This is a genomic window from Streptomyces sp. NPDC032745, assembly GCF_055579465.1.
In genome coordinates, this window is sequence record NZ_JBVING010000006.1 from 58,961 (window position 1) to 84,175 (window position 25,215).

A 25,215-nucleotide genomic window follows, 5' to 3' on the forward strand; every position below is an offset into this window, starting at 1 on the left:
ATGTCGCGCACCATGGTGGACCTGGACGATGCACTTCTCGCTGAGGCCGCGGAAATACTGGGGACGACCACGAAGCGGGCGACGATCAACGGAGCGCTGGCGGAATTCGTGGCCGCAGCCCGGCGGCGGCGCTTCGTGGAGCTGATGGACGAAGGTGTCTTCGATGACCTGCGCGACCCGGAAGTGATGCGGGGGGCATGGCGGTGACGGTGTACCTGGTCGACAAGAGTGCGTGGGCCCGGATGCATGTGCCAGCCGTCCGGGACAGGCTGATGCCGCTCTTGGAGCGTGGTCTGCTCGCGACGTGCGCAGTTGTCGACCTGGAGATCCTCTACAGCGCGCGCAACGCGGAGGACCACGCGCGCGGCCGCTCCGTACGGCGAGGCTTCGCCTGGCTGCCCCTCACTGACGAGGTGGGGGAGCGGGCCATTGAAGTGCAGGGGCTGCTGGCGCAGAGCGGTGATCACCGGCGTGCCTCACTGGCGGACCTGCTGATCGCTGCCACGGCGGAGCGCCACGGGGCGGTGGTCCTCCACTACGACGCGGACTACGACGAGATCGCAAAGGTCACGGGACAGTCGGTGGAGTGGATCGTGGAACAGGGTTCGGTGCCGTAGCCGCGGCGCGCGTGGGGCCGCAGCCCGTCAGTCCGTGCGCAGGCGGGCGTGGAGGTGTTCGTCGTGCCAGCCGTCCGCGTGGAGGAGGGCGCCGCGCATGGTGCCCTCCAGGGGGAAACCGGCCTTCTCCGCGATGCGGCAGGAGGCCGGGTTGGCCACCGAGTGGGTGATGCGCAGGCGGTGCAGGCCCAGCTCCTCGAAGGCCCAGCGGCTGACCCGGGCCGTGGCTTCGACCATGACACCGCCACCGCGGCCCGCGGGCAGCAGCCAGTACAGCAACTCGCCGCTCCCGCCCGCCAGGTCGAGGTCGGCCAGGCCGATCAGGCCGACGGGCAGGCCGCCGGCGGCGGGGGCCACCGCCCAGATCGCGGCCTCCTCGGCGTGCCAGCGCCCCTGCCAGCGCTCGATGCGGGCCACGGCCTCGGCCGGTGACAGCATCGGCGGGCGGTTCCAGTGGCGGATCTCCGGGTCGTGGCAGGACTCGACCAGCGCGGGGGCGTCGTACGGGGCCCACGGGCGCAGGTGGAGCGCGCCCGGGAGGGCGAGGACCGGCTGGGGGAGGTCTGCCATCCGCCCCGGCGGGACCACGGGGGCGAGGGTCATGCCGCGTCCCGGAAGTGGGCCAGCAGGGCCTCGGCGTCGGCGGTGCTGCCGGAGATGGTGTCGAAGGCCATGCCGGCCGGGACGGCCTGCCCCCACAGCCAGGTGTGGTGGCAGCTGAAGCAGAAGATCAGCTCGAACAGGGGCTCGTCCAGGGCGTCGTACGCCCGCAGGCCCCAGCCCGGCGCGAAGCAGATGCGTGGCTCACCCGGCACCATCGACGAGATCAGTGCGAGCGAGTCGGCGGCCTCTCTGCCCGTCCAGCGGGAGACGACCGGGCCGGTCATGGGGTCGCCATAGCGCTCGGGGCGCGCGGAGAGGCGTACGACCTCGACGACAGCGGTGGCGGCAACGGCTTCGGCGGGGAGCTGCATTCGCGCAGTCTCCCCGGCCGACCTCTATTTACGCCATAGCGGGCTCCGTGGCCGGTGGGGCGGTGGCCGGAATTGGGTCCTGGTCGGCGTTGAGCTCGGTCAGCATCTGCCGCGTGAATCCGAAGAAGTACGTGGCGGCGAAGCCCACCAGGTAGCCGACCAGCAGGCCGCCCGCGTAGACCGCGAGGTTCAGGCCCATCCCCGACGGGCCGTCCAGCAGCGGGAACAGCGCCCACCCCGACGGGCCGATGGCCGTCGCGCCGAACGCGACCCCCAGCTGGTTGCAGAGCCCGACGAACGCCCCGCCCGCCGCGCCGCCCGCGCAGGCGGTGACGAAGGGGCGGCCCAGCGGGAGCGAGACCCCGTAGATCAGCGGTTCGCCGACGCCCAGGAAGCCCGCCGGGAGCGCGGACCTGATGGTCGTGCGCAGGGACCGGTTGCGCGGCAGCCGGCAGTAGACCGCGAGCGCGGCGCCGACCTGGCCCGCGCCCGCCATGGCGAGGACAGGCAGGAGGGCGGTGTGGCCGGTCTGCTCGATGAGGGTGGTGTGGATCGGGATCAGGGCCTGGTGCAGGCCCAGCATCACGAGCGGCAGGAACAGGCCGCCCAGGACCAGCCCGGCGAAGGCGCCGCCGGTGGCGAGCAGCCAGGTGGCGAAGGAGCCGATCGCGGTGGAGACCTCGCCGGCGAGGAACATCAGGCCGAAAATCGTCACCAGCCCGGAGACCAGGACGGTGACGGTGGGGGTGACCAGCGCGTCCACCGACTCGGGGACCCACCTGCGGCACAGCTTCTCCACCCGGACCGCGAGGAACGCGGCCGCCAGGGCCCCGAGTACGCCGCCCTGGCCGGGGGACAGGTGTTGGCCGAAAGCATCGATCTTCGCAACGCCCGGGAAGACGATGATCGCGGCGACGGCGCCGCCGAGCACCGGGGTGCCGCCGAACTCCTTGGCCGTGTTGTAGCCGACGAACACCGCGATCAGCGACATGAACCCCGAGGCGATCGCGGCGAGCGCCGGGACGACGGCGGGCAGCCAACCGGTGTTCAGCAGCACGCCGTTCAGGCCGGCGATGATGCCGCAGCCGATGAGCGCCGGGATCAGCGGGACGAAGACGTTCGCGATCCGGCGCAGGAACAGTTTGACCGGGGTGCTGTTCCGGGCCTTCTGCGCCTGCTTCAACGCGGCGCCCCGGTCGGCGAGTTCCCCGGCGGTGACCGCTGTGACGGCCGTGCGCGGTGGGTGCCCGGCCGAGCGGCCCTGCTCGACCAGCGCCTCGAACTCCGGGGTCACCCGGGCGACGGTTCCCGGCCCCAGCACGATCTGGTAAGTGTCGTCCTCGACGACGCCCAGCACCGCGGGCAGTGCCCTGAGCGCCGCATCGTCGACCAGCGAGCGGTCGTGCAGCGCGATGCGCAGGCGGGTCATGCAGTGCGCGATCGAGTCGATGTTGTCCGGGCCGCCGACCAGGGGGAGGATCGCGGCGGCTGTGGCGCGGTTCTTGTCAGTGGACATGTGGTGATCGCCTTGCGTCGGGGGAACGGGGCAGTCAGCAGGTCGGCAGGTCAGCAGGTCAGCGGGGTCGGAGGCGTCGGAGGGCCGGCGAGGTCACTCCGCGGCGGCCGTACGGGCGAGGGCCTCGCGGAGGTGGCCGTGCGAGGCGGTGAGCAGCCCGGCCGCGGTCCGGCCGTCCACGCCCGCGAGGAGTACGAGCACGGCCTGCTTGACCTCGCCGCCGGTGGCGTCGAGCGCGGCCTCGATCTCCTCTTCCGGCGCGCCGGTGGCCAGCGCCAGGATCCGGCGGGAGCGGGCGCGCAGCTTCTCGTTGGAGGCGCGCAGGTCGACCATCAGGTTCCCGTACGTCTTCCCGAGCCGGATCATCGTGATGGTCGAGACGAGGTTCAGGACGAGCTTCTGCGCGGTACCGGCCTTCAGGCGGGTGGACCCGGTCAGCAGCTCGGGCCCGACGACGACCTCGATGCCGTGCTCGGCGGCCGCGGCGAGCGCCGAGCCGGCGTTGCAGGACAGGCCGACGGTGAGGGCGCCGCGCGTACGGGCGAACGCGACGGCGCCGATCGCGTACGGGGTGCGGCCGGAGGCGGAGATTCCGATGACGGTGTCGTCGGCGGTCAGCTCCAGGGCGGCCAGGTCCGCGGCGGCCAGTTCGGCGGAGTCCTCGGCGCCTTCGACGGCTTCGACCATGGCGGAGGGGCCGCCCGCGATGAGGCCGACGACCTGGGCCGGATCGGTGTTGAAGGTGGGCGGGCACTCGCTGGCGTCCAGGACGCCGATGCGGCCGGCGGTGCCGGCGCCCGCGTAGACCAGCCGTCCGCCCCGGGCCATCCGCAGCGCGATCACGTCGATCGCGGCGGCGATGTGCGGCAGCTGGGTGGCGACGGCCGCCGGGACCCCGGCGTCCTCGGTGTTCATGGTGCGGGCGATCTCGAGGGTGGACAGCCGGTCGATCCCGGCCAGCTCGGGCCGGAAGGCCTCGGTGGTCAGTGTGTCGAGCTGGGCGCGCAGTGCGCCGTACGAGGCGGTCATGGGCGGGGGCTCCTGACGGTTCGGCGGGGGGCGAGTGCCTCGTACGAGGCGGCGAGCGCGGGCGCGGCGGTCTCGTACGTCTGCTGCGCGACGGCGACGAACAGGCAGTCGACGACGAGGAGCTGGCTGGTCCGGCTGGACATGGCGGCCGGGCGCAGCCGGGTCTCGCGGGCGGCGGAGGTGGCCAGTACGAGGTCGGCGTAGCGGGTGACGGGGGCGTTCGGGCGGCTGGTGAGGGCGATGGTGGTGGCGCCGCGCTCGAAGGCCGTCCGGAAGGGATCGATCACGTCGCCCGTGGCGCCGGAGTGGGTGATCGCGACGGCCGCGTCTCCGGGGCGCAGCTGCACGGCGCCGGTGACGGCCAGGTGGGGGTCGCTGTGGGCGTGGGCGACGAGGCCGATGCGCAGCAGTTTCTGGGCCAGGTCCTGTCCGACGAGGGCGGAGGCGCCGACGCCGTAGACGTCGATGCGGCGGGCGGTCGCGAGCGCGGTGACGGCGGCGGCGAGCGCGGCGAGGTCGAGTCCGGCGGCGGTGTCGGCGAGGGTCCGGGCCTCCTCGCGGGCGAGCTTGGCGACGACGTCGGCGATCGGGTCGTCGACGGCTATGTCGGCGGTGACGGCGGGGGCCGCGCCGGACTCCTGCTGCGCGGCGAGCGCGGCGAGGGCGAGGCGCAGGTCGCGGTAGCCGGGGTAGCCGAGGAGGCGGGCGGTGCGGACGACGGTGGCCTCGCTGGTGCCGGTGCGCGTGGCGAGCGCGCCGACGGTGAGGCGGGAGCAGCCCGCGGGATCGGCGGCGACGGTCTCGGCGACGGCCTGCACGGAGCGGGTCATGGAGGGGCCGAGGGCCCGGATCCGGGCCTGCAGGGCGCCGGGGGCGGGGGCCGGAGCGGCCGGGGCCGGGGGTCTGGAAGTTTCCTTCGCGTCTCCGCTCACAGCTGAAAGCTATTTTCGGCTGTGGGGGTCGTCAAGGCGCCATGAGTCCCCGTGGCGGACGGACCTTCGTCAGCTGGGCCATACGGGTCCACAATGGGCGCATGGACCACGCGACCCCCATGGAACAGGCGCTGCACGTCGCCCGTGCACTTGTTCTCGCCGATCTCGCCGCGGGCGAGGTCGCCGAGGCCGATGTCGTCTCCCTCGTCGAGGACTCGGTCACGCACCGCCGGTGGTGGGTGGAGCAGTGGCCGGAGGGGGTCGACTACCTTCCCGGACTCGTCGCCCAGGACGTACAGGACGCGCTGCTGGAGAAGTACGGGCGCTGGCCGCTGTGCCCGGTCTGCTCGCACGGCGATCCGCACGCGCTGGACGTGGAGCCGGAGTTGGGACCCGACCCGCACTGGGTGTGCGCCAAGGCAGGGGTGAAGGTGGCCGCGGTCGGCGGCCTCGCGCCCGTCTTCGGCGCAGGCCGGTGAGCCGCCGGTGACGCTCTACATCGACCCGCCGACCTGGCCGGGCCATGGCCGCATGTGGTCGCACCTGGTCAGCGACGTCTCGTACGAGGAGCTGCACGCCTTCGCGGCGTCGATCGGCTGCCCGCCGAGGGCCTTCGAGCGCGACCACTACGACGTACCGTCGCACCGTTACGCGGACGCGGTGCGGGCGGGCGCGGTGGAGGTGGGCAGCAAGGAACTGGTCCGCCGCCTGACGTCCGCGGGCCTGCGCCGCCCGAAGGGCCGCCCGGCGTAGCGGAGCCCGCCGGGACCGGCGGCGCCCGGGGTCAGCGCGCGGCGGGCTGTGCCGCTGCGGCCGGTGCGGTCGCTGCCGACGAGGCGATCACCCGGGTCGCGGTGGGTGGGGTGCGGTGGTGGAGGCGCAGGGCGAGCGCGGTCAGGGCCATCGCCGTCAGGGTCATGGCGGCGCCCGCCCAGGCGGTGGCGGCGAAGCCGTAGTCGGCGTCGATCACCGTGCCGCCGAGCCAGGGGCCGCCCGTGTTGCCCAGGTTGAACGCCGCCGTCGTGGTGGCTCCGGCGAGGGTCGGGGCCGCGCCCGCGACGTTGAACATGCGGGCGTTGAGCGCCGGCGCCGTGAAGAACGCCGAGACGCCGAGCAGGAACGACAGCCCGACCGCCGCGACCGCCGCCGACGCCAGCAGGGCCAGTGCGACGAGGAAGACCGTGGACGCGGCGATGCCCCACAGCATCACCCCGAACAGGTGCGCATCCGCGACCCGCCCGCCGATCGTCGTGCCGACGAGCGCGCCGACCCCGAACAGCGCCAGCACCCACGGCACCCGGCCCGGATCCAGCCCGGCGACCTCCGTCAGCAGCGGCGAGAGGTAGCTGAACGCGCAGAAGACCCCGCCCGCGGCCAGGGCCGTGACGCCGATGGAGAGCCACACCTGCCGGTCGCGGTAGATGCGCAGCTCCCGCGCCAGGGTGGGCCGTGCGGCGGGCGGCGGGATGGCCGGGATCAGCGTGAGGATGCCGGCGAGGGCGACCGCCGAGGCCGCGCCGACCGACCAGAACGCGGAACGCCAGCCCAGGTGCTCCCCGAGGAAGGCGCCGGCGGGGACGCCGAGGACGTTGGCGATGGACAGGCCGCCGATCATGACGGCCATGGCGCGGGCCCGCTGGTCCCGGCCGACCATGGCGATGGCGACGGCCGCGCCGACCGCCCAGAAGCCGGCGCAGGCGAGTGCCGAGACGATGCGGGAGGCGAAGAGGAGCTCGTACGAGGGGGCCAGCGCGCCCGCCACCTGCCCGAGGCCGAAGAGGCTGATGAGTGCGATGAGGGTGGTGCGGCGCGGGAGCCGCAACGTGGCCACCGCCAGCAGCGGCGCCCCGATGACCATGCCGATCGCGAAGGCCGATATCAGCAGGCCTGCCTGCGGGATGGTGACGCCCATGTCCTCGGCGATGGGCGGGAGCAGCCCGGACAGCATGAACTCGCTCGTCCCGAGCGAGAAGACGGCCAGGCCGAGGACGTAGACGGCGACGGGCATGCGGGAGGGGGTGGCAGCCGGGGCGGTGGCGGTGGCGGTGGCGGTGGCGGTGGCGGTGGCGGGGGCTGGGGGCACGTTCCGTACGAACCTGCGCGCCGCGGCTCTCATTCCCCGGCGCTCAGGACGGCGAGCTCGGCGGCCAGGTTGCGGCGGGCCGGGGCCTCCCAGTGCGCGGTGCCGTACGGGGTACGGAAGAGGCGGGGCAGCGCGAGCAGCTGGCGCAGTACGGCGGCCCGGCCGGCGCGGAAGGCGTCCTCGGGGACGAACCCGTACTCGGCGCGGACGGCGGCGGCGTACGCGGCGTACGCGTCCGGGCCGCCCGCCAGGACGGCCAGGTCCGCATCGCAGAGCACCTCGCCGTTGGTGTCGCCGGGGGCGGGGTCGTGGGTGACGGTGAGCCGGACCAGGCGGGCCACCTCGGCGGTGCGGGCGGCGTCGATGCCGAGCTCGGGCAGGGCGCGCTCGGCGAGGGCGGCGCTGCGCTCCTCGTTCTCGGAGCGGTCGGGGCGGTAGACGGCGTCGTGGAACCAGGCGGCGAGCTCGACGGCGGCGGGGTCGGCGGCGTGCGGGGCGAGTACGTCGATCCGCGCGAGTACGTCGGCCAGGTGCACGGTGGTGTGGTACCGGCGCTGCGGCTCCGCCCAGGCGGCCAGGAGCCGGTAGGCGTGGGGGCCGGGGTCGCGGTCGGGGTCGGCGCCTGCGGCGGCGGTGGTGGCGTGCCAGCGGTCGCGGAGGTCGGAGGTCATGGGCACATTGTGGGGGTGGCGTGTTTGTGCTGGTGATGCGCGGGCCCGGGCCCGTACCCTTCATATTGGACTAGACCTATTTTCCGTATGCGAAGGATGGCATCGAATGAGCAACCAAGCGCTGCTGGAGGTGATCGCCCTCGATGCCCGGGACGCGGTCGCGGCCCAGGCCGGCGGGGCCGACCGGCTGGAGCTGGTCACCGATATGGCCGCCGACGGGCTCACCCCGCCGCGCGAGACCTTCGCGGCGATCCGCGCGGCGGTCGACATCCCGCTGCGCGTGATGATCCGCCGGACGGGCGGGTTCGCCGCCGGGCCGGTCGACCTGCTGGTGGAGCAGGCGCGGGCGCTGCGCGCGGAGGGGGCGCAGGAGTTCGTCCTCGGGTTCCTGACCCCGGACGGCAGCCCCGACCTGGCCGCCGTGGAGGCCGTCCTGGCGGAGCTGGAGGGCTGCCGCTGGACCTTCCACCGGGCGCTGGACCGGGCGGCGGACCGCGACCAGGCGCGCAAGGCCCTCGCCGACCTGCCGGGGCTCGACGCCTACCTGACGGCGGGCTCGGCCGACGGGGTCGACGCGGGCCTTCCCGTGCTGCTCTCCGAGGCGGCACGGCGGGGCGAGCCGGGGTACGCGCCGCGGATCCTGGTCGGCGGCGGCCTCACCCTGGCGCACGTGCCGCGGCTGCGGGCCGCGGGCATCGACGCCTTCCACATCGGCGGTGCGGCCCGGCCGCAGGGGTGGGACGCCCCGGTCGCGGCGTCGGCCGTCGCCGAGTGGCGTACGGCCCTTTCACAGCCGCTCCGGTGACGGGTGCTCAGCCCTACGTGCAGGCGTCACTCTTGAGTGCGGCTTCTGCGCCCGCGTTGTAACCGTCCTTGTAGTTCTGGTCCAGTTGCGTGAGGCTCTGGGGCAGGGGTGCCTTCTTGCAGTTGGCCTTCGTGCTGGCGAAGCCCTTGCTGTAGCCGGCGTCGTACTGGTCCTGGGCGTCCTTCTGTTCGGCCTGCTTGACGGTGCCGCAGCTGACCTTTTCGTCCTCCGACGAGGCCGTCACCTTGCCGGCCGGGATGAATCCACTCGTGGTGGCCTTCCCGTCGTCGTCGGCGAGGGTGACGAAGCTGAACTGGTGGGTCTTACTGCCGCCGTGGACGGTCACGCTCGTTCCCGGCTGGGCTCCTGTGACCGTGACGTCGTACTTGCCCGCGGTGTTGGGGGTCTGCTTCACGCTGCACGTCAGGGAAGGCACCGCTGCTGCCTGCGCGGAAGCCGCCAGGAGCGGTGCCGACCCGAGTGCCAGCGAGGACACGAGCACAGGCGCCAGCACGGCCAGTCGAATACGGGGCTTCATCGTTCGTCCTTCCCTCGGATGGAACATGGAAGAACCGGGCCCGGGGAGGTGTGAACACGTCCATCGTCCTGCCGCCGGCCGGCCGTGTCCACCGGAGCTACGGAAGGGCAGGTCCGAGGGCCGCCGGCAACGCGGCGGCGTGCAGGACGTGGAGACCCGAGACGGCACGGGTGAGGCACACGTAGAGGCGGCGCAGGCCGGTGCGTTCGTCGGGTTCGCCGGAGACGATCGCGGCGGGCTCGTCCAGCACCACGTAGTCGTACTCGAGACCCTTCGCCAGCGACGCCGGCACCAGCGTCAGCCGGGCCTCCACCGTCGTCTCCTCGCCCGGTGCCAGATACGGCAGTTCCGCCGCGCGCAGCGACTCGGCCAGCTCCGGGATCCGGGCGTCGGCCGCGATCAGGCCGATCGAGCCCTCGTGGGCCAGCGCGGCGCGGCAGGCCTCGACGACCGAAGCCGTCGACCCGGCCTGCCCGTTCGACCCGGCCTGCCCGTCCGGCCCGTCCTGCTCGGTCAGCCCGTCCTGCCCGTCCTGCCCGTCCGGCCTTTCCGTCACCGGCGAGACCACCCGTGAGACGACCAGCGAGCCCGGCGTCTCACGGACCGAGGAGACCGCGGCCAGCCCCGGCGAGATCGACGGCAGCAGCCGCGAGGCGTACGCGATCACCTCGCGCGGCACGCGGAAGCCCGCCGTCAGCTCCTCCAGCGCCGCCTCCGGCTTGCCCAGATGCGCCAGGGCCTCGTCCCAGCTGCGCGTGGCCCACGGCGTCGTGCCCTGCGCGAGGTCTCCCAGGACCGTCGCCGAGCCGGTCGTGCAGCGCCGGCCCACTGCCCGGTACTGCATCGGCGACAGGTCCTGCGCCTCGTCGAGGACGACGTGGCCCAGCGAGTGCGTGCGCTCCACCAGGTCGGCCGCCTCGTCGATCAGGACCAGGTCCGCCGCCGACCACTTCGCCGACTTCACGCTCCGGAACGGCTTGGGCCACAGCAGGAGCTGCTGCTCCTCGTCCGACAGGACGCCCGCTGCGTGCTCCGCCAGGAACTCCTGGTCCGACAGCAGCCGCAGCACCAGCTTCGCCGGCTCCACCGCAGGCCACACCGCCTTGACCGCCGCCTTCACGGCGGCATTGCGGGCCACCGAGTCCTGGACGCGGTCGTCCGGCGCCTCGCCCGCCTGCTCCATCCGTACGAGCACGGTGTGCGCGATCCGCTGCGGCAGCGCGTCGCGGGCGGCGCCGTAGCGGATGTCCCGGTCGAGGAGCTCCGCGACGATCTCCTCGAGCTCGTACGCCGGCACCCGCCAGCGGCGCGAACCGCGCACCACCATCAGCGGCTCGGCGGGCGCGGCGACGTGCGAGCGGACCGCGCGGCGCAGCACCTCCGCCATCCGGGCGTCGCCCTTGACCACGGCGGTCGCGGCGGTGTCGGCGCCGCGGATCTCCAGGCCGTCGCGGGCCACCAGGTCTTCGACGGTGGCCTGCTTGACCTCGAGCTCGCCCAGGGCCGGGAGGACCTGCTCGATGTAGTGCAGGAAGGAACGGTTCGGCCCGATGACGAGCGTGCCGGTACGGGCGAGCCGCTCGCGGTGGGCGTACAGCAGGTACGCGACGCGGTGCAGGCCGACGGCCGTCTTGCCGGTGCCGGGGCCGCCCTGCACGCAGACGGAGCCGGACAGGCCGGAGCGGACGATCTCGTCCTGCTCGGGCTGGATCGTCGCGACGATGTCGCGCATGGGGCCCACGCGCGGGCGCTCGATCTCCTGCTGGAGCAGCTTGCTGACCGCGGTCCCCCCGGCGGAGCCGGACAGTGTCACAGCGGTGGGGCCGGAGAGGTGCTCGTCCTCGTACGCGGTGAGCTCGCCGCCCGTGTAGCCGAAGCGGCGGCGCAGCGCGATGTCCTGCGGGTCGTTCTTGGAGGCCCGGTAGAACGGCTGGGAGACCGGCGCGCGCCAGTCGATCACCATCGGATCGCCGTCGGCGTCGTGGACGTGCCGGCGGCCGATGTAGAACTGCTCGCCCTCCGCGCCTTCGGCGAGCTCGGCGCCGGGTGCGTGCAGGTAGTTGAGGCGGCCGAAGAAGAGCGGGGTGTGGGCGAGGTCGGCCAGCGCCTTGATCCGGTCGTCGATCTGGGCCTGGAGGACGATCGCGTTGACCCAGTTCGCGGTGACGTCGCGGATGTCGAGGGCCTCGACGTCCTCGCGCATGGCGCGGAGCGCGCCCCGGGAGGCGGTGAGGTGGGCCTGCTCGCGGGCGAGGGGGTGGGCGGCGGAGTCGCCGTCGTTGTCGATGCCGGTCTCGGGGGCGTGCGCGGACACGGAAATGCCTCCAGCTGCTGATCGGTACGGAACGATGCCCGCCGGTTTCCGTCCGGCAGGCGGCTCTCCCCGAAACGGCGGCGGGAGGCGGCAAGAGCGGAGATTGTAGTCACCGTGCAGGCGGGGCGCGAACGAATACCGGGGCGGCAGCCCCTCCGGGGCGGGACGTCCGAACGGGTGTCATACCCGGGAGTGTCAGACCTCGGGCAGAGCCACTAGGGGGCGGCATGGGCCCGGAGGAGTAGGCGGCAGGGCCTGCGGTTCCACCCCGAGGGCGATGTGAAATCCGGGGCGAGAACGCACCATGGATACATGAGCACCGCAACCTTCACTCCTATCCAGGGCGGCCGCCCTAGCGGCGCCACCGCCACCTCCGACTCCCCTCCCCGCCACCTCGTGGGCAACGCCCTGCGCGCCGCGAAGGTCTTCGTGGCGGCCGCCGTGAGCGTCGTCGTGCTGGGTGAGTACGCCGAGGACGCGGGCGTCATACGCCGCTGACCGCCGCTGCCCGCCGCGGCCGCCGCGCAGCGGCCTGGCCGGATACCGGCGGAGCCCCCGCGCTGATCCACTAGGGTCACGCGCGTGACCCGGAGTACCCGTCCCAGCCCCCCGCCGTCGCCCCTCGCCGGCGTGCTGGTCACGGGCTCGCTCCTCGCGCTCGGCGTGCTCTGCGTCGTGCTGCGCATCCCGATCGCCGACGGCCTCGCCGACGGGTTCTGCGCCGCCGAGTGGCGCCCTCCCGCCGCGTACCCGCCGTTCGCGGCGATCCTGTTCACACCGGCGGCCTGGCTGCCCGTCGGCGTGCTGAAGGCCGTCTTCGTCCTCGGCAACGCCGGGCTGCTCGCCCTGCTGATCCTGATGTCCTGCCGCCTCGCGGGGCTGCGGGCCCGGCCCGGGCCCGTGCTGGCCGCCACCATCGCCGGGCTGTGGGTGGAGCCGCTGTTCCAGAGCCTGCTCGCGGGGCAGGTCAACCTGGCGCTCGCCTGCCTGGTCCTGTGGGACCTGCGCCGGCCCCGCGCCGCGCTCGGCAAGGGCTTCGCGCTGGGCACGGCCGCCGGGATCACCCTCACCCCGGCGCTGTTCGTCCCGTACCTGCTGCTGACCGGCCGGATCCGGGCCGGGCTGACGGCCCTGGGCGCCTTCGCCGGTACCGCCCTGCTCGGGCTGCTCGTCCTCCCGCAGGCCTCCGCAGAGTTCTGGGCCCGGCACCTGCCCGCCTCCGGCCGGGCCCTGCTGCTGGACTGGCCGCACCTGTGGGTCTGGTCCGTCCCCCTGCTCGCGCTCCTGGCCCGGGCGGCGGCAGCCCGCCACCGCCCGGCCCCGAAGCCCGAACTCGTCCTGGTCCCCGTACGCAGATCACCCCTCGGGCAGCAGGATGTCCGCGTCGTCGAAGATCCTCAGCACCACGAGCAGCAGCCGCCCCCGCGACACCATGTACTCGGCCACGATCTGTGAGGTGAGCCCGGCACCAGGCCCGGAGCCGGTCAGTCGCTCGTCAGGAGTTCGTCGGCGTCCATGATCCGGTAGGCGTAGCCCTGTTCGGCGAGGAAGCGCTGGCGGTGCGCCGCGAAGTCCTGGTCGATCGTGTCGCGCGCGACGACCGAGTAGAACCGCGCCTCGTGGCCGTCCGCCTTCGGGCGCAGCACGCGGCCCAGGCGCTGGGCCTCCTCCTGCCGCGAGCCGAAGGTGCCGGACACCTGGATCGCGACCGTGGCCTCGGGCAGGTCGATGGAGAAGTTCGCGACCTTCGACACCACCAGCACGCTGATCTCGCCCTCGCGGAAGGCGTCGAAGAGCTTCTCCCGCTGCGCATTGGAGGTCTCGCCCTTGATGACGGGCGCGTCCAGGTGCTCGCCGAGCTCGTCGAGCTGGTCGATGTACTGCCCGATGACCAGCGTCTGCTCGCCCCGGTGCTTGGCGACGAGCGCTTCGGTGACCTTCCGCTTCGTCGCCGTCGTCGCGCAGAAGCGGTACTTCTCCTCCGTCTCGGCGGTCGCGTACGCGAGCCGCTCCGACTCGGTGAGGTTCACCCGCACCTCGACACAGTCCGCCGGGGCGATGTAGCCCTGCGCCTCGATCTCCTTCCACGGCGCGTCGAACCGCTTCGGGCCGATGAGCGAGAACACGTCCGACTCGCGGCCGTCCTCGCGGACCAGCGTCGCGGTCAGGCCGAGCCGCCGCCGCGCCTGCAGGTCGGCGGTGAACTTGAACACCGGCGCCGGCAGCAGGTGCACCTCGTCGTAGAGGATCAGCCCCCAGTCCCGGGAGTCGAACAGCTCCAGGTGCGGGTAGATGCCCTTCCGCTTCGTCGTGAGGACCTGGTACGTGGCGATGGTGACCGGCCGGATCTCCTTGCGGGTGCCGGAGTACTCGCCGATCTCCTCCTCCGTGAGAGAGGTCCGCTTGACCAGCTCGTGCTTCCACTGCCGGGCCGAGACGGTGTTCGTGACCAGGATCAGCGTGGTCGCCTTGGCCTTCGCCATGGCCCCGGCGCCGACCAGCGTCTTGCCGGCGCCGCAGGGCAGCACGACCACGCCCGAGCCGCCGTGCCAGAAGCCCTCCACGGCCTGCTGCTGGTACGGCCGCAGCGCCCAGCCGTCCTCGACGAGGTCGATGGCGTGCGCCTCGCCGTCGACGTACCCGGCGAGGTCCTCGGCGGGCCAGCCCAGCTTCAGCAGGGTCTGCTTGATCTGCCCGCGCTCGGAGGGGTGCACGGCCACCGTGTCGGGGTCGAGCCGGGCCCCGACGAGCGGGGCGATCCGCTTGGACCGCAGGATCTCCTCGAGCACCGGCCGGTCGGTGCTGGTCAGGACCAGCCCGTGGACGGGGTGCTTGGAGAGGGTGAGGCGGCCGTAGCGCGCCATGGTCTCGGCGACGTCGACGAGCAGCGCGTGCGGGACGGGGTAGCGGGAGAACTCGACGAGCGCATCGACGACCTGCTCGGCGTCGTGCCCCGCGGCCCGGGCGTTCCACAGGCCGAGCGGGGTGATCCGGTACGTGTGGATGTGCTCGGGGGCCCGCTCGAGCTCGGCGAAGGGGGCGATGGCCCGGCGCGCGGCACCGGCGAGCTCGTGGTCGACCTCGAGGAGGAGTGTCTTGTCGCTCTGGACGATGAGAGGCCCGTTCACAAACGTCCCTTTCCGGCGTGGGGTGGCTGCCCGGGCGCGGACGGCCAAACCTCCAGTCTGCCGTATCAGGGGCCCGGTGTCCGGGGCCCCGACCGCCGGAGCCACCCGGGCAGCTGCTGGGTGCGCCATCTCCCGGTCTCGTCGTGGAGCTGCAGGACCTGGGTGAGGAGGTGCTCGTCGCCGGTGTCCCGGAAGGCGCCGGCGGACTCGTGGAACGCGTCCTGCGCCGCGGCCAGGCCGCCGGTGTGCCGGAGGGCGAGGCCGAGGTTGAGCAGGGCCTGCCCCTCGTAGTGGCGTTCGCCCAGCTGCCGGTAGAGGGCGACGGACTCGGTCTGGGCGCGCACCGCGTCCTCGTACCGGCCGCTCAGTTCCAGCGCCGTGCCCAGGTTGGACAGCGTCATCGCCGTGGTGTGCGGATCGCCGGCCCGGCGGCTCGTCTCGACCACCGACTCCAGCGGGGCGATCGCCTCCGGGGCCCGGCCGCACTGCAGCAGGATCAGGCCGAGGTGGCTCTGTGCCAGAGCCGCCATGTGCTCGTCGCCCAGCGAGTCCAGGATGTCCAGCCCCCTCGTGAGCCGGTCGATCGCCTCCTGGGGTCCGCGTTCGTCGCGGCCCATGGCGAGGGCCAGCCCGCTGTTCGCCAGGGCGAGACCCGCGCTGTGCAGGTCCCCGGTCTCCTCGGCGGCCGCCAGTGCGTCTTCATGGGCCTCGACGGCGGCGCCGTGCTGCCCCATGTCCCGCAGGACCAGCCCCAGGTTGTTGAGCGCGATGCCCTCGCCCCTGCGGTCGCCGGCCGTCCGGCAGATGGCGATGTCCTCGGCGAAGGCCTCGGCGGCTTCCGGGAGTCTGCGCAGATCGTGCAGGGCCTTGCCGAGGTTGTTGTACGCCATGCCCCGGGCGCGCGGGTCCGCCTCCGGCGGGTAGCGGTCCAGGGCCTCCCGGAGCATGTCGGCCGCCTCCTCCGGCCGGTTCATCTGCTGGTAGGTCAGGCCGAGATTGGTCAGAGTGGCAGCCGCCGAGAAGGAGTCCCCGTCCTGCTCGTGCAGGGCCAGGGCCTCCTGGTACGAGGCCGACGCGTCGTCGAAGCGGCGCAGCTCGCGCCGGGCCGTGCCCAGGTTGTTCAGGATGCTCGCCTCGGTGTCCCGCAGTACCGGATCGTCCGAGGAGCGGACGGCCACCAGCGCCGCGCCCGCCAGTTCGGCGAACTCGTCGAAGTGCCGGCGCAAGGAGTGGAATTCGAGCAGGGACGACTGCAGTCGGACCAGCGCCTCGGGCCGTCCCAGCCCCGGCGCGGCGAGGGCGGCGGCGCGCAGGTTGTGCCGTTCGGCGTCCAGCCAGGCCAGGGCCGCGTCCCGGCCGGGGAAGAGGGGGGCGGGCGGCAGCCCGGCGTCCACGTGGGTGTCGGCGGCGTGCGCGTTGCTCAGGTAGTGCCGGTACAAACGGTCCGTGGCCGCTTCCCGTTCGTGCGGCTCGTCCTCCGCACGGCACAGCTCGTCCGCGTACAGGCGCATCAGGTCGTGCATCCGCCAGCGCCCGTACGAGGGTCCGGGCTCGACGAAGTGCCCGCGGGCGAGGGGCAGCAGCAGCTCCTCCGTGTCCTCGGGCGCCGTACCGGCCAGCCGGGCCACGGCCTCGGTGGCCAGGTCGGGACCCGGGTTGAGGGCCAGCAGCCGGAAGAGCCCGGCCTGGTCCGGCCGCAGGTGCCGGTAGGAGAGGTCGAAGGCCGCGCGGACGGCGAGGTCTTCACGGCTGAGCCGCCCCAGCCGGCGCCGGGCGTCGTTCAGGGCCGTCGCCATGGAGGACAGCGGCCGGGTGGGGATGTCGGCCAGCAGGGCGCTGACGATGGACAGTGCGAGGGGCAGCCGGCCGCAGAGGGCCGCCAGCTCGGCGGCCGCCGCCGGCTCGTCCGCCACCCGGGTGTCCGCGGGACCCACGACGCTGCGCAGGTTCCGTCCGATGAGTTCCACCGCAGCCTGCTGCCCGAGGACGGACAGGTCCAGCACACGGGCCCCGAGGTCGCTCAGGGTGTGCCGGGAGGTGATCAGTACGGGGAGGCCCGGATCGCCCGGGAGCAGCGGGCGGACCTGGGCGCTGTCCATCGCGTTGTCGAGGACCAGCAGGATCCGCCGCCCTTCTGCCGCGTACGTGGCGAGGACGGACCGGTACAGGGTCGCCCGGCCCTCCATGTCCTCCGGGACGCACTCGTCCGGGAGGGCCAGGGCGCGCAGCAGCGAGCCGAGGGCCCGGTGGGGGCCGACCCGCCGCCGCTCGTCGTAGCCGAAGAGGTCGATGAAGAGGACTCCGCCCGGCAGCAGACCGGTTGTGCCGAGTGCGCGATGGGCGACCTGGAGGACGAGTTCGGTCTTGCCCACCCCCGGCAGCCCGGCGATCACCTGACGGGCGGCGGCCGACGACGGGTCCGGCCCGAGCGCCGTGAGCAGGGCGTCCTCCTCCGGCTCCCGGCCCGTGAAGGCGGGGGAGGGGGCGGGCATGCCCGTGAGCGCGGCCGGGACGGTGGCCGGGAGCTGGAGGGTCACGTTGGCGCCCTGCACCACGGTGTTGAAGTACACCCCGCCGCTGATGTCGTTGCGGATGTGGCTGCCGCGCCTGTCGTTCGTACCGGTCATATGACCAACGGTAGGAGTTCGGCCTACGGTTGGGGGATGGATGATCGACTTTCTTTCGTGCCGGACGGGTTCGACGTGCCGCTCGGGTTCGACGGGGACGGGTTCCGGCTCGAGCCGCTCGGGGAGGCGCACAACGCGCGGGACCACGCGGCCTGGAGCGGCAGCATCGCCCACGTGCGGGCCACGCCCGGGTTCCAGGGGCGCAACTGGCCGCCGCCGGAAGGGATGACCGCGGAGGCGAACCTGGCCGACCTGGCCGAGCACGCGCGGGACTTCGCGGCCCGTACGGGGTTCACGTACAGCGTCCTGGACGGTGACGAGGTCATCGGGTGCCTCTACATCTACCCGGGGAGGGACTCGCCCGGGCGGGTGCAGGTCAGATCCTGGGTACGGGCCGACCGGGCCCCGCTCGACAAGGTCCTGTACGCCGCGGTGTCGCGCTGGCTCGCCGAGGTGTGGCCGTTCGAGGAGGAGCGGATCGACTACGCGGCCCGCTGAACGCGGAAGGGGCCCGGCACGAGGTGTGCCGGGCCCTTTCCGCGTGGTGCGGGTGGTCAGACGCGCGTGGCGCGGCGGCGACGGGCGCCGAACCAGGCGGCGGCCCCGCCGAGGACGACGAGGGCGGCGGCCAGGCCGGAGTACAGGACCGTGTTGGAGCCGGCGCCGGTCTTCGCGAGGGAGCCGGTGCTGCCCGTCGCGGTGGTGTTGGTGTTGCCGGCGGCGGCGGCCGTGGTGGTGGAGGCGGACGCCGAGGGCGTCGCGCTCGCGGACGGCTTCGTCGTGGCGGACTTGCTCGGGGTCGGCGACGGGGTCGTGGTCGTGGTGGCCGGGGCGATCTGGAACCTGGCCTCGGCGGTCGCGAACGCGTAGGTGTTGTCGTCGGCCGGGCGGACCGGCGCGTACAGGATGGCGGTGGTCTCCTTCGTCAGCTTCGCGTTGGGGCCGACCTTGGCGCGCAGGTGCACCTTGCGCTCGCCGGAAGCCTTGCCGAAGCCCTTCGGGATGTCGGTCAGACGGTAGCCGTCCTTCTGCGACAGGTCCTTCCACTGGCCGTCGACCTGCAGCTGGTAGCGGAGATCGGCGTCCTCGGGGGTGCCGCCCTTGACCTGGGTCTCCAGGTAGGTGGCCAGGGCCGTGCCGAACTCGCCGTCACCGGTGGCGCGGTAGCGCAGGTCCATCTCGCGGCACTGGTACTCGGGCGTCTTGTCCTGGCAGGGGCTGATCTGGTCGAACCAGGTCTCCAGGGTGGGGGTCTTGACCGTCTGCTCGGCCTTGAAGACCAGGGTGGCGTCGCCGCCCTCCGCGACCTCGCCCTGGTAGCTCGTGGCGCGCAGTGCGAAGTCACCGTCGATGGACGGGTAGCTCTTGGTGAGGCCGATCGTGACCTTCCAGGTCAGCTTCCCGCCCGCCGGGATCTCGAAGCCGTCCCCGAGCGGCTTGCCCGCCTGGTGGAACATGCCCTGCCACTCGCCGTCCTGCTGACCGATGAAGGACTCGGTCGCCGGCGCCGTCACGCCCTCGACCTTGAAGACCACGTCAGCCTTCTCGAGCGGCTTGGCACCGGTCGGGGTGCCCAGGATCCAAGGGTGGAACGAGCTGGGCTTGTCCGAGGGGTTGGCGACCGTCAGCTCGAAGGTTTCCGTCGCGCCGCCCCGGGTCAGCGGGCCGCTCGGTACGGGGGCGCCCATCGTGATCTTCAGCGAGTGCAGGTTCTCGGCGGCCGGGGCGGCGTACGCCGACAGCGGCATCAGGACGGTACCGGCGACGGCGACGGCGGCGACGACGGCGGTGGCGGCCGCGGAGCGGAAGTGACGGCGGGTGGCGGTGCGAGCGGACATGGTGGACTCCCCCCAAGGAATCAAAAGGGCAGGCGAGCGGCGCAGAGCGGCGGCGGCCGGCGGAAGGCAAGAGAAAGCGGGCGAAGGCACAGCGAGGGTGAAGACGACGAGCGAAGTGGCCGCGGCGCAGTGCCGGGCCGGGTGGTGCGGGGTGTCGCTCTCGCGCCGGTTCGTTTTCCCTCGGCCGCTGCTGCGATGAACTGATCTTCACACATCTTGGATCACTAAACCATCGCCCGTCTGTCACCGCTGTGCAACAGCGACCGGAGGCCCCCTCACCCCCTCTGAGCTGGGAAAACGAGGCTTCGCATTCCGCTTTTCGTGCGGCGGATCCGCTACGCGCCCAGGTGCTCCAGCGGGGGCGCCGGATACGGGGTCTCCACCGGCAGCAGCGCCCGCGCAGCGGCCTCGTCGCCGGACCGGACCAGGCCGTGGATCTCGCGGGCCAGCGGGGTCACATCGCGGATGGCGACCGTCCACTCGTCGGCGTACGCGCGCGAAGCCGGCCCGGACAGGCCCAGCTGGAGCGAGCGGTGGCCCAGCGGGTTCAGGTGCAGATCGCGCTCCGGGTCCCACTGGACGCGGGCGGGGGACTCGCGCAGGGCCTGTTGCCAGGCCTCCCGGTCGGTGTGCGTGCCGCGTTCGAAGTGGGACAGGCAGGCGTGGCGCAGCGCGTGGTCGAAGCCCTCACGGGTGATCTCGACGGCCAGCACCGTCTTCTGGTCCGCCTTGGTGGCCCAGCCGCAGCGGTACATCATCCACAGGAACGACGGCTTGATCCACGTCATCCGCTCCCGCTTCCAGGCGGGCGGGAACCGGCCGTCGCGGGCCGCGGGCAGCCCCAGCGCGGGCGCGTACGCCTGGTAGACGGTCACGGTGGTGTCGGTGTGGGCGGCCCTGATCCGACGATTTTCTCGTGCTTCTCGCATGAGGTCAGGGTGCTCGGTGGGGATGCCGTGCCGCGAGCCGTTTTACAGGTGCTCCTCCGCCAGTTCCGCGACCCCCGTGATCCGGTGCAGCGCGTACGTGCGGACCTCGTCCGCCGTGTGGTCGTAGCCGGTGACGAAGCCGCCCTCCACCCGGACCGGGTCGATGACCCGCTGGCTCGCCGCGCCGTCCGCGTTCACGTACCCGATCCACACCGCCGACCCGGTCAGCGCGGCCGCCTGCACCGTCGCCAGGGTCTCCGCCGCGCTCGTGCGCGGGAGTTCGCCCGGGACGGCGGACGCTGCGGCCGGCTCCTTGCGCACCGCCGTCGCCGCCAGATCACCTGCGCGGATGGCCCGTACGGCCGCCCCCAGCAGCGTCGGGTCCGGTACCGGCGGGCCGTCCGGCACCGGGACCGGCGCCGAACGCGCCGGGGTGCGGTGGGCGTCGGCCCGTGCGACCAGCACGTCGCCGGTACGGGACTCCGCGGCCGGCGCGTAGCCCATCGCCCGCAACCCGTCGAGCAGCGCGCCCGGTTCGGCCTGCGCCGCCAGCACCGTCGGGGCGAGGCGCCGCAGGCCCAGCCCGGCGGACCGCTTGTCGGCCAGGATCTCGTTCAGCATGGCGTCGTCGTCGCAGCGCACGTACGAGGACGCCGCGCCGACCCGCAGGTGCCCGTGCCGCCGGGCCACGTCGTCGATCAGGTACGCCAGTGGCTGCGGGACCGGCGTGATGCTGTGCTCGGCGAGGAAGGCGTGCAGGTCGGAGGCGGTCCGCCCGGAGTCCAGGGCCCGGCGTACGGAGCCGGGCGTGAAGCGGTAGACGGTCGCCCCGCCCTTGGACTCCACGTCCGCGAGCACGGCCAGCACGTCGCCGAGCGCCCGGCGCAGCGGCCCGGGCGCCACCGCCGTCAGGTCGGCCTGGAGCAGTACGTGGTCCACGGGCTCCGGAAGCAGCGGTGCCAGCAGCGGCGCCGGGTCGCGGTGCGCCAGCAGCGCGCGGCCGTGCGCGGCGAGCGCGCCGCGGCCGGTGACGCCGAGCACCTCGGCCTCGGTCAGCGTCCACTGCGCGAGGCGGGCGCGCAGCGCGCTCGCCCCCCGTACGGGGCGCTCCCAGGCGAGCCGGGCGAGGAGGGCGTCCGGGGCGGCGGAGCCGCCCTCGGGCAGGGCGGCGAGGAGTTCGAGGACGCGCCGGCGCACCTCGGGGGCGGCGGAGCGGTCGAGTTCGGGACCCAGCACGGACAGGGTGCGGCCCTTGGAATCCTGATCGCCGGCCAGGCCGGCGGTGCGGGTGGCCGGCAGCCAGGCCGCGGCCAGGGCCGACCACCGTTCGGCGGGCGGGAGTTCGAGCCAGTCGTCGAAGGCGGGGGTGGGCGCGTACCGCTCGTCCGCCTCCCCGTCGCTGGCCAGCAGCCCGGCCGCGTAGGCGAGTTCGATCCAGAACGCCGCCGTCGCCTCGGTGGCGTCCAGGGTGGCCGCGGTCCGCTTCAGGTCGCGTACGGACAGCCCGCCGGCCCGCAGCACCGGCGGCCCGGTGTGCTCCCAGGACTTCACCAGCTCCTCGACGGTGGACAGCGCGGCCAGCGCCTGCCCGGCCGCATTGGCGTCCACAAGCTGTGGACGGTGCTCGCGGTCCGCGGGCACCGCCGGGGCCACCGGCTCCGTCACCCGGTGCGCGAGGCCGCCGCGCAGGTACAGCGCCACCTCGCGGGGCAGTACGACGGTCCGCGCCGACGCCGGCAGCAGCAGCCCCCGGTCGCGCAGCCAGCGCACGGGCGCGGTCGGGTTCGGCGTGACCTCCCCGTACGGCGGACCCCACACGAGCCGGCCGAGCACCTGGTGGGCCTCCGCCGGGGCCTCGTCCAGCAGCGCCGACATCCGCTCCGGATCGGCGAACAGCCCGGTCAGCGCGGTCACGGCGGACACCGGGTCGTGCGTGGCGGGCAGCCCGGAGGCCGCCACGATCTCCTGGATCCGGGTCGGCGACATCCCCGCGGTGGCCTCGGCGACGGTCGGGCCGAGGCCCGTGGGGGAGGGCCGGCCGGCGGACGGCGCGAGCAGTTCGCGGGCGGTGCGGACCAGCCGCAGCCGCTCGTCGTCGCCCCAGACCAGCGCCTGGTCGCGCAGGGTGGCCAGGGCGCGCGGGAGTTCGGCGCGGGCGCCGTTGTCCTCGCCCGTGGAGCCGTGCTCGCCTGCCAGCAGCGACTCCAGCACCCCGTACGGGCACGGGTCCGGGGCCACCGCGAGGGCCTCCGCGGTCTGCAGCGCGAACCGGTCGAGCCGGTCCAGGGCGCGGACCACCGAGGCCCGGGTCCCGGCCCGGGTGGCCAGCTGGGTCATGTCGCCCGGCACCGGGCCGAGCAGGTCCGGGCGTGCGTGCAGCAGGGCGGCGAGCGATGCGTCGTCGCGGGCGCGCAGCGCCTCGGCGAGGGAGCGCGGGGCGTTGCTTGCTGTGGCGCTTCCCGCAGCGCTGCTTGGCTCAGGCACGGTCGCCTCCATGGTCGCGTCGGCCGGTCCCCATCCGGCCAACGGTATCCGCTGTGCCCTCGGCCGCTCCACGGGCGCACGCGCTACCTTTCCGGTGGGTGGTACGGGAGGAGCGGGGCGTGGGGATCGAGAGCGACCATCTGGTCTACGAATACCTGAGCCGGGTCGGGGACTTGGCACAGCGGCGGCAGCTGTCCTCCGGGGACCGGATGCGGCTGGTGGCGGGGCTGCGGGACGAGATCGACCGTCGGCGCGCCAAGTACGAGCCGGAGACCCCGGCGGCCGTACGCCGCATCCTGGAGCGGATCGGCACGCCGGAGGAGGTCCTCGACGGCATGGGCGCGTCCCCGGCCCCCGCGACGCCGGCCGCCACCCCCGATCGGGCACCGGCGGTGCCGACCCAGCGGGGGCCCGGCCGACTGCGCCGCAAGACGGTCCCGCCGCCGCGCCCGGCGGACAGCGCGCCCGCGCCGCCGCACCTGGCCGGGCTCGACGAACTCGGCTCCGACGGAGGGGCGGAACCCGACTGGTGGCGCGTGGCTCCGGGGCCGTACGGCGCCGGGCCGCAGGTGGAGGGCTTCGCGGGCGGGGTGGAGATCCCGGAGCTGTTCGGGGAGCCGGAAGAGGGGAAGCCGGAGCCCGCGGCGGGTCCGGCCGGCGCGCAGGCCGCCGAAGGGACATCCGGCGTACGGGGACTCGTACGGTTCCTGAAGCAGCGCCGGCAGGCCAGATCGGCCGCGGCGGATCCGGAGAAGGGCCCCGCGGCGGCCGCCGCCCCGCGTCCGAAGCCGCACGCCTTCCTGCTGCTGGCCGCGGCCGTGCTCGTGGCGGGCGCGGTCACCGGGTCCTGGCTGCTGCTGATCGGCGGCTGGCTGCTGGCGTACGCCTCGCGGGTGCTGGGGCCGACGGAGCGCAAGGTGGTCGTCTTCGGGCTGCCGGGTGCCGTGTTCGCGGGCGCGGTGGTGTGGCTGTGGGGCCGGCTCGAGGGGCGCTGGGGTGCACCGCTCACGGACGAGGGCCTCGGCGGGGTCTTCCAGGGGATGTGGCCCTGGCTGGCCCGGGCCGCGGCCGTCGCCTCCGCGCTCTACCTGGCCTGGCGCTCCCGCCGTCGCTGAGGGCGGGCGCCGGCATGTCACCAGATTTCACCGGCTGGTAAGCCGAGGCCAAGTCCACGTTCCCGGCCGTCCGCCCCGGCTCGGCACAATGGGCGTATGAGCTCCGAGCCCCCCACCGTGCCCGCCGCGTCCGCCCAGCTGACCGTCGGCTTCGACCTCGACATGACCCTCATCGATTCGCGCCCCGGTATCAAGGCCGCCTACCAGGCACTCTCCGCCGAGACGGGCACGTTCATCGATGCGGACGAGGCGGTCACGCGGCTCGGTCCGCCGCTGGACGAGGAGCTCGCGTACTGGTTCCCGCAGGCGGAGATCCCCGCCATGGCCGACCGCTACCGGGAGATCTATCCCACGTACGCCATCGAGCCGACGCCCGCGATGCCCGGCGCCCGCGAGGCGATCGAGGCCGTCCAGGCGCTCGGCGGCCGCGCGATCGTCGTCACGGCCAAGCACGAGCCCAATGCCCGGCTGCACCTCGCGCACCTCGGCATCGAACCGGACGCGGTCATCGGCTGGCTGTGGGCCGAGGCCAAGGCGGGCGCGCTGCGCGAGTACGGGGCGCAGGTCTACGTCGGCGACCACGTGGGCGACGTACGCGGCGCCCGCACGGCCGGCGCGCTGTCGGTGGCGGTCCCGACCGGCCCCTGCCCCGAGCCGGAACTGCGCGAGGCGGGCGCGGACGTGGTGCTGCCGGACCTCACGGCGCTGCCGCAGTGGCTCGCGGAGTACGTCCGTACGCAGCAGGTCTGATCCGCAGCAGCGGGGAAGAACCGACCTAGGCCTGGGAGGCGCGGGCGGTCCGGCGCTGGGCCGCCGCCGAGCGCAGCACGCCCGCCGCCGAGATGGCGAAGCCGACGCCCATCAGCATGCACACGGCCCACGCGTACGACGGGAACGGGTCCGTGTGCAGGAACAGCGGGGCCATCGTCACGAGGGTGGCCACGGCGCCGGCGATGAACACGATGCCGCCGGCGCGCACCAGTCCGTCGCCGGGCCGCGCTTCGTCGGAGTGAGGAGTAACAGTCACCCCACCAGGGTAGTTCCCTGGCCGAAGCAGCCGACAGCGCAGCCCACAGCGAAGAGCCGGCGAAGGACCGGGGAACGTCTTGTCACCAGTCGATCGCCCACTAGCCTGGATACAGCGGGTCACCATGACCCGCTGCGCTGTTATCCGGAGCCGCTGTGCGGCGTACCGGACCCCGACGAGCACAAGGACAGAGGACGGACGTGCCTACCGGCAAGGTCAAGTGGTTCAACAGTGAGAAGGGCTTCGGCTTTCTCTCCCGCGACGACGGCGGTGACGTCTTCGTCCACTCGTCGGTGCTCCCGGCCGGGGTCGACGCACTCAAGCCCGGCCAGCGCGTCGAGTTCGGCGTCGTCGCGGGACAGCGCGGTGACCAGGCGCTTTCCGTGACAGTGCTGGACCCGGCGCCCTCCGTCGCGGCCGCGCAGCGCCGCAAGCCCGACGAACTGGCCTCGATCGTGCAGGACCTCACGACCCTGCTGGAGAACATCACTCCGATGCTGGAGCGCGGCCGCTACCCCGACAAGGTGCACGGCACGAAGATCGCCGGTCTGCTGCGCGCGGTGGCCGACCAGCTCGACGTCTGAGCCC

26 protein-coding genes are annotated in these 25,215 nt (G+C 73.7%); 11 read left to right on the forward strand and 15 right to left on the reverse strand.

The features are described from left to right. Together ACZ5WG_RS17300 and ACZ5WG_RS17305 are read left to right on the forward strand one after the other, a co-directional pair. Complete coding sequence (locus ACZ5WG_RS17300) at positions 1–207, forward strand: type II toxin-antitoxin system VapB family antitoxin (protein ID WP_266666042.1); 207 nt, start codon at positions 1–3, stop codon at positions 205–207. Continuing rightward, positions 198–617 (forward strand): PIN domain-containing protein, encoded by a 420-nt coding sequence (locus ACZ5WG_RS17305; protein ID WP_468724025.1) that lies wholly within the window; start codon positions 198–200, stop codon positions 615–617. Before ACZ5WG_RS17300 ends, ACZ5WG_RS17305 begins: the two co-directional genes overlap by 10 nt. Positions 618–644: 27 nt before the next feature. Here ACZ5WG_RS17305 and ACZ5WG_RS17310 read toward each other — a convergent pair whose 3' ends face one another. The 5 genes from ACZ5WG_RS17310 to ACZ5WG_RS17330 form a co-directional block, all read right to left on the reverse strand. Continuing rightward, complete coding sequence (locus tag ACZ5WG_RS17310) at positions 645–1,220, reverse strand: GNAT family N-acetyltransferase (RefSeq protein ID WP_468724027.1); 576 nt, start codon at positions 1,218–1,220, stop codon at positions 645–647. Then, positions 1,217–1,591 carry a hypothetical protein gene (locus ACZ5WG_RS17315; protein WP_468724029.1) on the reverse strand — a complete coding sequence of 125 codons (375 nt, stop codon included), beginning with the start codon at positions 1,589–1,591 and terminating at the stop codon, positions 1,217–1,219. The genes ACZ5WG_RS17310 and ACZ5WG_RS17315 overlap by 4 nt, the downstream gene beginning before the upstream one ends. 28 nt (positions 1,592–1,619) lie before the next feature. After that, entirely contained in the window at positions 1,620–3,107 is a 1,488-nt protein-coding gene (locus tag ACZ5WG_RS17320; RefSeq protein WP_468724030.1) for a PTS transporter subunit EIIC, read from the reverse strand. Positions 3,108–3,200: 93 nt separating this feature from the next. Then, positions 3,201–4,136, reverse strand: a complete 936-nt coding sequence (murQ, locus tag ACZ5WG_RS17325) for an N-acetylmuramic acid 6-phosphate etherase (RefSeq protein WP_468724032.1) — start codon at positions 4,134–4,136, stop codon at positions 3,201–3,203. Beyond that, complete coding sequence (locus ACZ5WG_RS17330; RefSeq protein ID WP_468724034.1) at positions 4,133–5,068, reverse strand: MurR/RpiR family transcriptional regulator; 936 nt, start codon at positions 5,066–5,068, stop codon at positions 4,133–4,135. The genes murQ and ACZ5WG_RS17330 overlap by 4 nt, the downstream gene beginning before the upstream one ends. A 101-nt stretch (positions 5,069–5,169) precedes the next feature. On the opposite strand from ACZ5WG_RS17330, the gene ACZ5WG_RS17335 reads away from it, so the two are divergent. Next, positions 5,170–5,547: a hypothetical protein gene (locus ACZ5WG_RS17335; protein WP_468724035.1), complete on the forward strand. Its 378-nt coding sequence runs from the start codon at positions 5,170–5,172 to the stop codon at positions 5,545–5,547. A gap of 7 nt (positions 5,548–5,554) precedes the next feature. Further along, positions 5,555–5,821 (forward strand): DUF4031 domain-containing protein, encoded by a 267-nt coding sequence (locus ACZ5WG_RS17340; RefSeq protein ID WP_468724037.1) that lies wholly within the window; start codon positions 5,555–5,557, stop codon positions 5,819–5,821. Positions 5,822–5,852: 31 nt separating this feature from the next. Here ACZ5WG_RS17340 and ACZ5WG_RS17345 read toward each other — a convergent pair whose 3' ends face one another. After that, positions 5,853–7,076 carry a Cmx/CmrA family chloramphenicol efflux MFS transporter gene (locus ACZ5WG_RS17345; RefSeq protein ID WP_468724536.1) on the reverse strand — a complete coding sequence of 408 codons (1,224 nt, stop codon included), beginning with the start codon at positions 7,074–7,076 and terminating at the stop codon, positions 5,853–5,855. A gap of 104 nt (positions 7,077–7,180) precedes the next feature. Beyond that, positions 7,181–7,822, reverse strand: coding sequence for an HD domain-containing protein (locus ACZ5WG_RS17350; RefSeq protein ID WP_468724039.1), 642 nt, complete (start codon positions 7,820–7,822; stop codon positions 7,181–7,183). Positions 7,823–7,928: 106 nt separating this feature from the next. Between ACZ5WG_RS17350 and ACZ5WG_RS17355 the strand changes: the two genes are divergently transcribed. After that, on the forward strand, positions 7,929–8,627 hold the full coding sequence (locus ACZ5WG_RS17355) for a copper homeostasis protein CutC (RefSeq protein ID WP_468724040.1): 699 nt from the start codon (positions 7,929–7,931) through the stop codon (positions 8,625–8,627). Positions 8,628–8,640: 13 nt separating this feature from the next. Here the strand turns inward: ACZ5WG_RS17355 and ACZ5WG_RS17360 are convergent, their stop codons facing one another. Continuing rightward, positions 8,641–9,165, reverse strand: a complete 525-nt coding sequence (locus ACZ5WG_RS17360) for a hypothetical protein (protein WP_468724041.1) — start codon at positions 9,163–9,165, stop codon at positions 8,641–8,643. A gap of 97 nt (positions 9,166–9,262) precedes the next feature. Continuing rightward, a complete protein-coding gene (locus tag ACZ5WG_RS17365) occupies positions 9,263–11,368 on the reverse strand; it encodes a HelD family protein (RefSeq protein WP_468724537.1) in 2,106 nt (701 codons plus the stop codon). Positions 11,369–11,791: 423 nt separating this feature from the next. Between ACZ5WG_RS17365 and ACZ5WG_RS17370 the strand changes: the two genes are divergently transcribed. Beyond that, complete coding sequence (locus ACZ5WG_RS17370) at positions 11,792–11,977, forward strand: hypothetical protein (RefSeq protein ID WP_468724042.1); 186 nt, start codon at positions 11,792–11,794, stop codon at positions 11,975–11,977. An 84-nt stretch (positions 11,978–12,061) separates the two neighbouring features. Further along, entirely contained in the window at positions 12,062–12,934 is an 873-nt protein-coding gene (locus tag ACZ5WG_RS17375; RefSeq protein ID WP_468724043.1) for a glycosyltransferase family 87 protein, read from the forward strand. A 29-nt stretch (positions 12,935–12,963) separates the two neighbouring features. Here the strand turns inward: ACZ5WG_RS17375 and ACZ5WG_RS17380 are convergent, their stop codons facing one another. Together ACZ5WG_RS17380 and ACZ5WG_RS17385 are read right to left on the reverse strand one after the other, a co-directional pair. Continuing rightward, complete coding sequence (locus ACZ5WG_RS17380; protein WP_468724044.1) at positions 12,964–14,607, reverse strand: DNA repair helicase XPB; 1,644 nt, start codon at positions 14,605–14,607, stop codon at positions 12,964–12,966. Positions 14,608–14,672: 65 nt separating this feature from the next. Continuing rightward, positions 14,673–17,234: a tetratricopeptide repeat protein gene (locus ACZ5WG_RS17385; protein ID WP_468724045.1), complete on the reverse strand. Its 2,562-nt coding sequence runs from the start codon at positions 17,232–17,234 to the stop codon at positions 14,673–14,675. A gap of 36 nt (positions 17,235–17,270) precedes the next feature. On the opposite strand from ACZ5WG_RS17385, the gene ACZ5WG_RS17390 reads away from it, so the two are divergent. Beyond that, on the forward strand, positions 17,271–17,732 hold the full coding sequence (locus ACZ5WG_RS17390) for an N-acetyltransferase (RefSeq protein WP_468724046.1): 462 nt from the start codon (positions 17,271–17,273) through the stop codon (positions 17,730–17,732). Positions 17,733–17,788: 56 nt separating this feature from the next. Here ACZ5WG_RS17390 and ACZ5WG_RS17395 read toward each other — a convergent pair whose 3' ends face one another. From ACZ5WG_RS17395 to ACZ5WG_RS17405, 3 genes are all read right to left on the reverse strand, one after another. Further along, positions 17,789–19,072, reverse strand: a complete 1,284-nt coding sequence (locus ACZ5WG_RS17395; protein ID WP_468724047.1) for an LPXTG cell wall anchor domain-containing protein — start codon at positions 19,070–19,072, stop codon at positions 17,789–17,791. Between the two features lie 335 nt (positions 19,073–19,407). Further along, a complete protein-coding gene (locus ACZ5WG_RS17400) occupies positions 19,408–20,001 on the reverse strand; it encodes a DUF4291 domain-containing protein (RefSeq protein WP_468724048.1) in 594 nt (197 codons plus the stop codon). 42 nt (positions 20,002–20,043) lie between these two features. Beyond that, entirely contained in the window at positions 20,044–22,497 is a 2,454-nt protein-coding gene (locus ACZ5WG_RS17405) for a helicase-associated domain-containing protein (protein ID WP_468724538.1), read from the reverse strand. A 107-nt stretch (positions 22,498–22,604) separates the two neighbouring features. Between ACZ5WG_RS17405 and ACZ5WG_RS17410 the strand changes: the two genes are divergently transcribed. Then, positions 22,605–23,600: a hypothetical protein gene (locus tag ACZ5WG_RS17410; protein ID WP_468724049.1), complete on the forward strand. Its 996-nt coding sequence runs from the start codon at positions 22,605–22,607 to the stop codon at positions 23,598–23,600. Positions 23,601–23,696: 96 nt separating this feature from the next. Next, a complete protein-coding gene (locus ACZ5WG_RS17415; RefSeq protein WP_468724050.1) occupies positions 23,697–24,350 on the forward strand; it encodes an HAD family hydrolase in 654 nt (217 codons plus the stop codon). Positions 24,351–24,375: 25 nt separating this feature from the next. Here ACZ5WG_RS17415 and ACZ5WG_RS17420 read toward each other — a convergent pair whose 3' ends face one another. Beyond that, positions 24,376–24,627 (reverse strand): hypothetical protein, encoded by a 252-nt coding sequence (locus ACZ5WG_RS17420; protein WP_468724051.1) that lies wholly within the window; start codon positions 24,625–24,627, stop codon positions 24,376–24,378. A 200-nt stretch (positions 24,628–24,827) separates the two neighbouring features. Here ACZ5WG_RS17420 and ACZ5WG_RS17425 point away from each other — a divergent pair, with 200 nt between their 5' ends. Next, the gene (locus ACZ5WG_RS17425; RefSeq protein ID WP_030012939.1) at positions 24,828–25,211 is read left to right on the forward strand and encodes a cold-shock protein; all 384 of its coding nucleotides are present in this window, start codon (positions 24,828–24,830) and stop codon (positions 25,209–25,211) included. The last annotated feature ends 4 nt before the right edge of the window (positions 25,212–25,215 follow it).

Excerpts from the sequence above, each read along its gene's own strand:
- ACZ5WG_RS17300 (WP_266666042.1), top strand. The coding sequence starts at position 1 with ATGTCGCGCACCATGGTGGACCTGGACGATGCACTTCTCGCTGAGGCC.
- ACZ5WG_RS17305 (WP_468724025.1), top strand. The coding sequence starts at position 198 with ATGGCGGTGACGGTGTACCTGGTCGACAAGAGTGCGTGGGCCCGGATG.
- ACZ5WG_RS17310 (WP_468724027.1), bottom strand. The coding sequence starts at position 1,220 with ATGACCCTCGCCCCCGTGGTCCCGCCGGGGCGGATGGCAGACCTCCCC.
- ACZ5WG_RS17315 (WP_468724029.1), bottom strand. The coding sequence starts at position 1,591 with ATGCAGCTCCCCGCCGAAGCCGTTGCCGCCACCGCTGTCGTCGAGGTC.
- ACZ5WG_RS17320 (WP_468724030.1), bottom strand. The coding sequence starts at position 3,107 with ATGTCCACTGACAAGAACCGCGCCACAGCCGCCGCGATCCTCCCCCTG.
- murQ (WP_468724032.1), bottom strand. The coding sequence starts at position 4,136 with ATGACCGCCTCGTACGGCGCACTGCGCGCCCAGCTCGACACACTGACC.
- ACZ5WG_RS17335 (WP_468724035.1), top strand. The coding sequence starts at position 5,170 with ATGGACCACGCGACCCCCATGGAACAGGCGCTGCACGTCGCCCGTGCA.
- ACZ5WG_RS17345 (WP_468724536.1), bottom strand. The coding sequence starts at position 7,076 with ATGCCCGTCGCCGTCTACGTCCTCGGCCTGGCCGTCTTCTCGCTCGGG.
- ACZ5WG_RS17350 (WP_468724039.1), bottom strand. The coding sequence starts at position 7,822 with ATGACCTCCGACCTCCGCGACCGCTGGCACGCCACCACCGCCGCCGCA.
- ACZ5WG_RS17355 (WP_468724040.1), top strand. The coding sequence starts at position 7,929 with ATGAGCAACCAAGCGCTGCTGGAGGTGATCGCCCTCGATGCCCGGGAC.
- ACZ5WG_RS17360 (WP_468724041.1), bottom strand. The coding sequence starts at position 9,165 with ATGAAGCCCCGTATTCGACTGGCCGTGCTGGCGCCTGTGCTCGTGTCC.
- ACZ5WG_RS17365 (WP_468724537.1), bottom strand. The coding sequence starts at position 11,368 with ATGCGCGAGGACGTCGAGGCCCTCGACATCCGCGACGTCACCGCGAAC.
- ACZ5WG_RS17370 (WP_468724042.1), top strand. The coding sequence starts at position 11,792 with ATGAGCACCGCAACCTTCACTCCTATCCAGGGCGGCCGCCCTAGCGGC.
- ACZ5WG_RS17385 (WP_468724045.1), bottom strand. The coding sequence starts at position 17,234 with ATGACCGGTACGAACGACAGGCGCGGCAGCCACATCCGCAACGACATC.
- ACZ5WG_RS17390 (WP_468724046.1), top strand. The coding sequence starts at position 17,271 with ATGGATGATCGACTTTCTTTCGTGCCGGACGGGTTCGACGTGCCGCTC.
- ACZ5WG_RS17395 (WP_468724047.1), bottom strand. The coding sequence starts at position 19,072 with ATGTCCGCTCGCACCGCCACCCGCCGTCACTTCCGCTCCGCGGCCGCC.
- ACZ5WG_RS17400 (WP_468724048.1), bottom strand. The coding sequence starts at position 20,001 with ATGCGAGAAGCACGAGAAAATCGTCGGATCAGGGCCGCCCACACCGAC.
- ACZ5WG_RS17405 (WP_468724538.1), bottom strand. The coding sequence starts at position 22,497 with ATGGAGGCGACCGTGCCTGAGCCAAGCAGCGCTGCGGGAAGCGCCACA.
- ACZ5WG_RS17415 (WP_468724050.1), top strand. The coding sequence starts at position 23,697 with ATGAGCTCCGAGCCCCCCACCGTGCCCGCCGCGTCCGCCCAGCTGACC.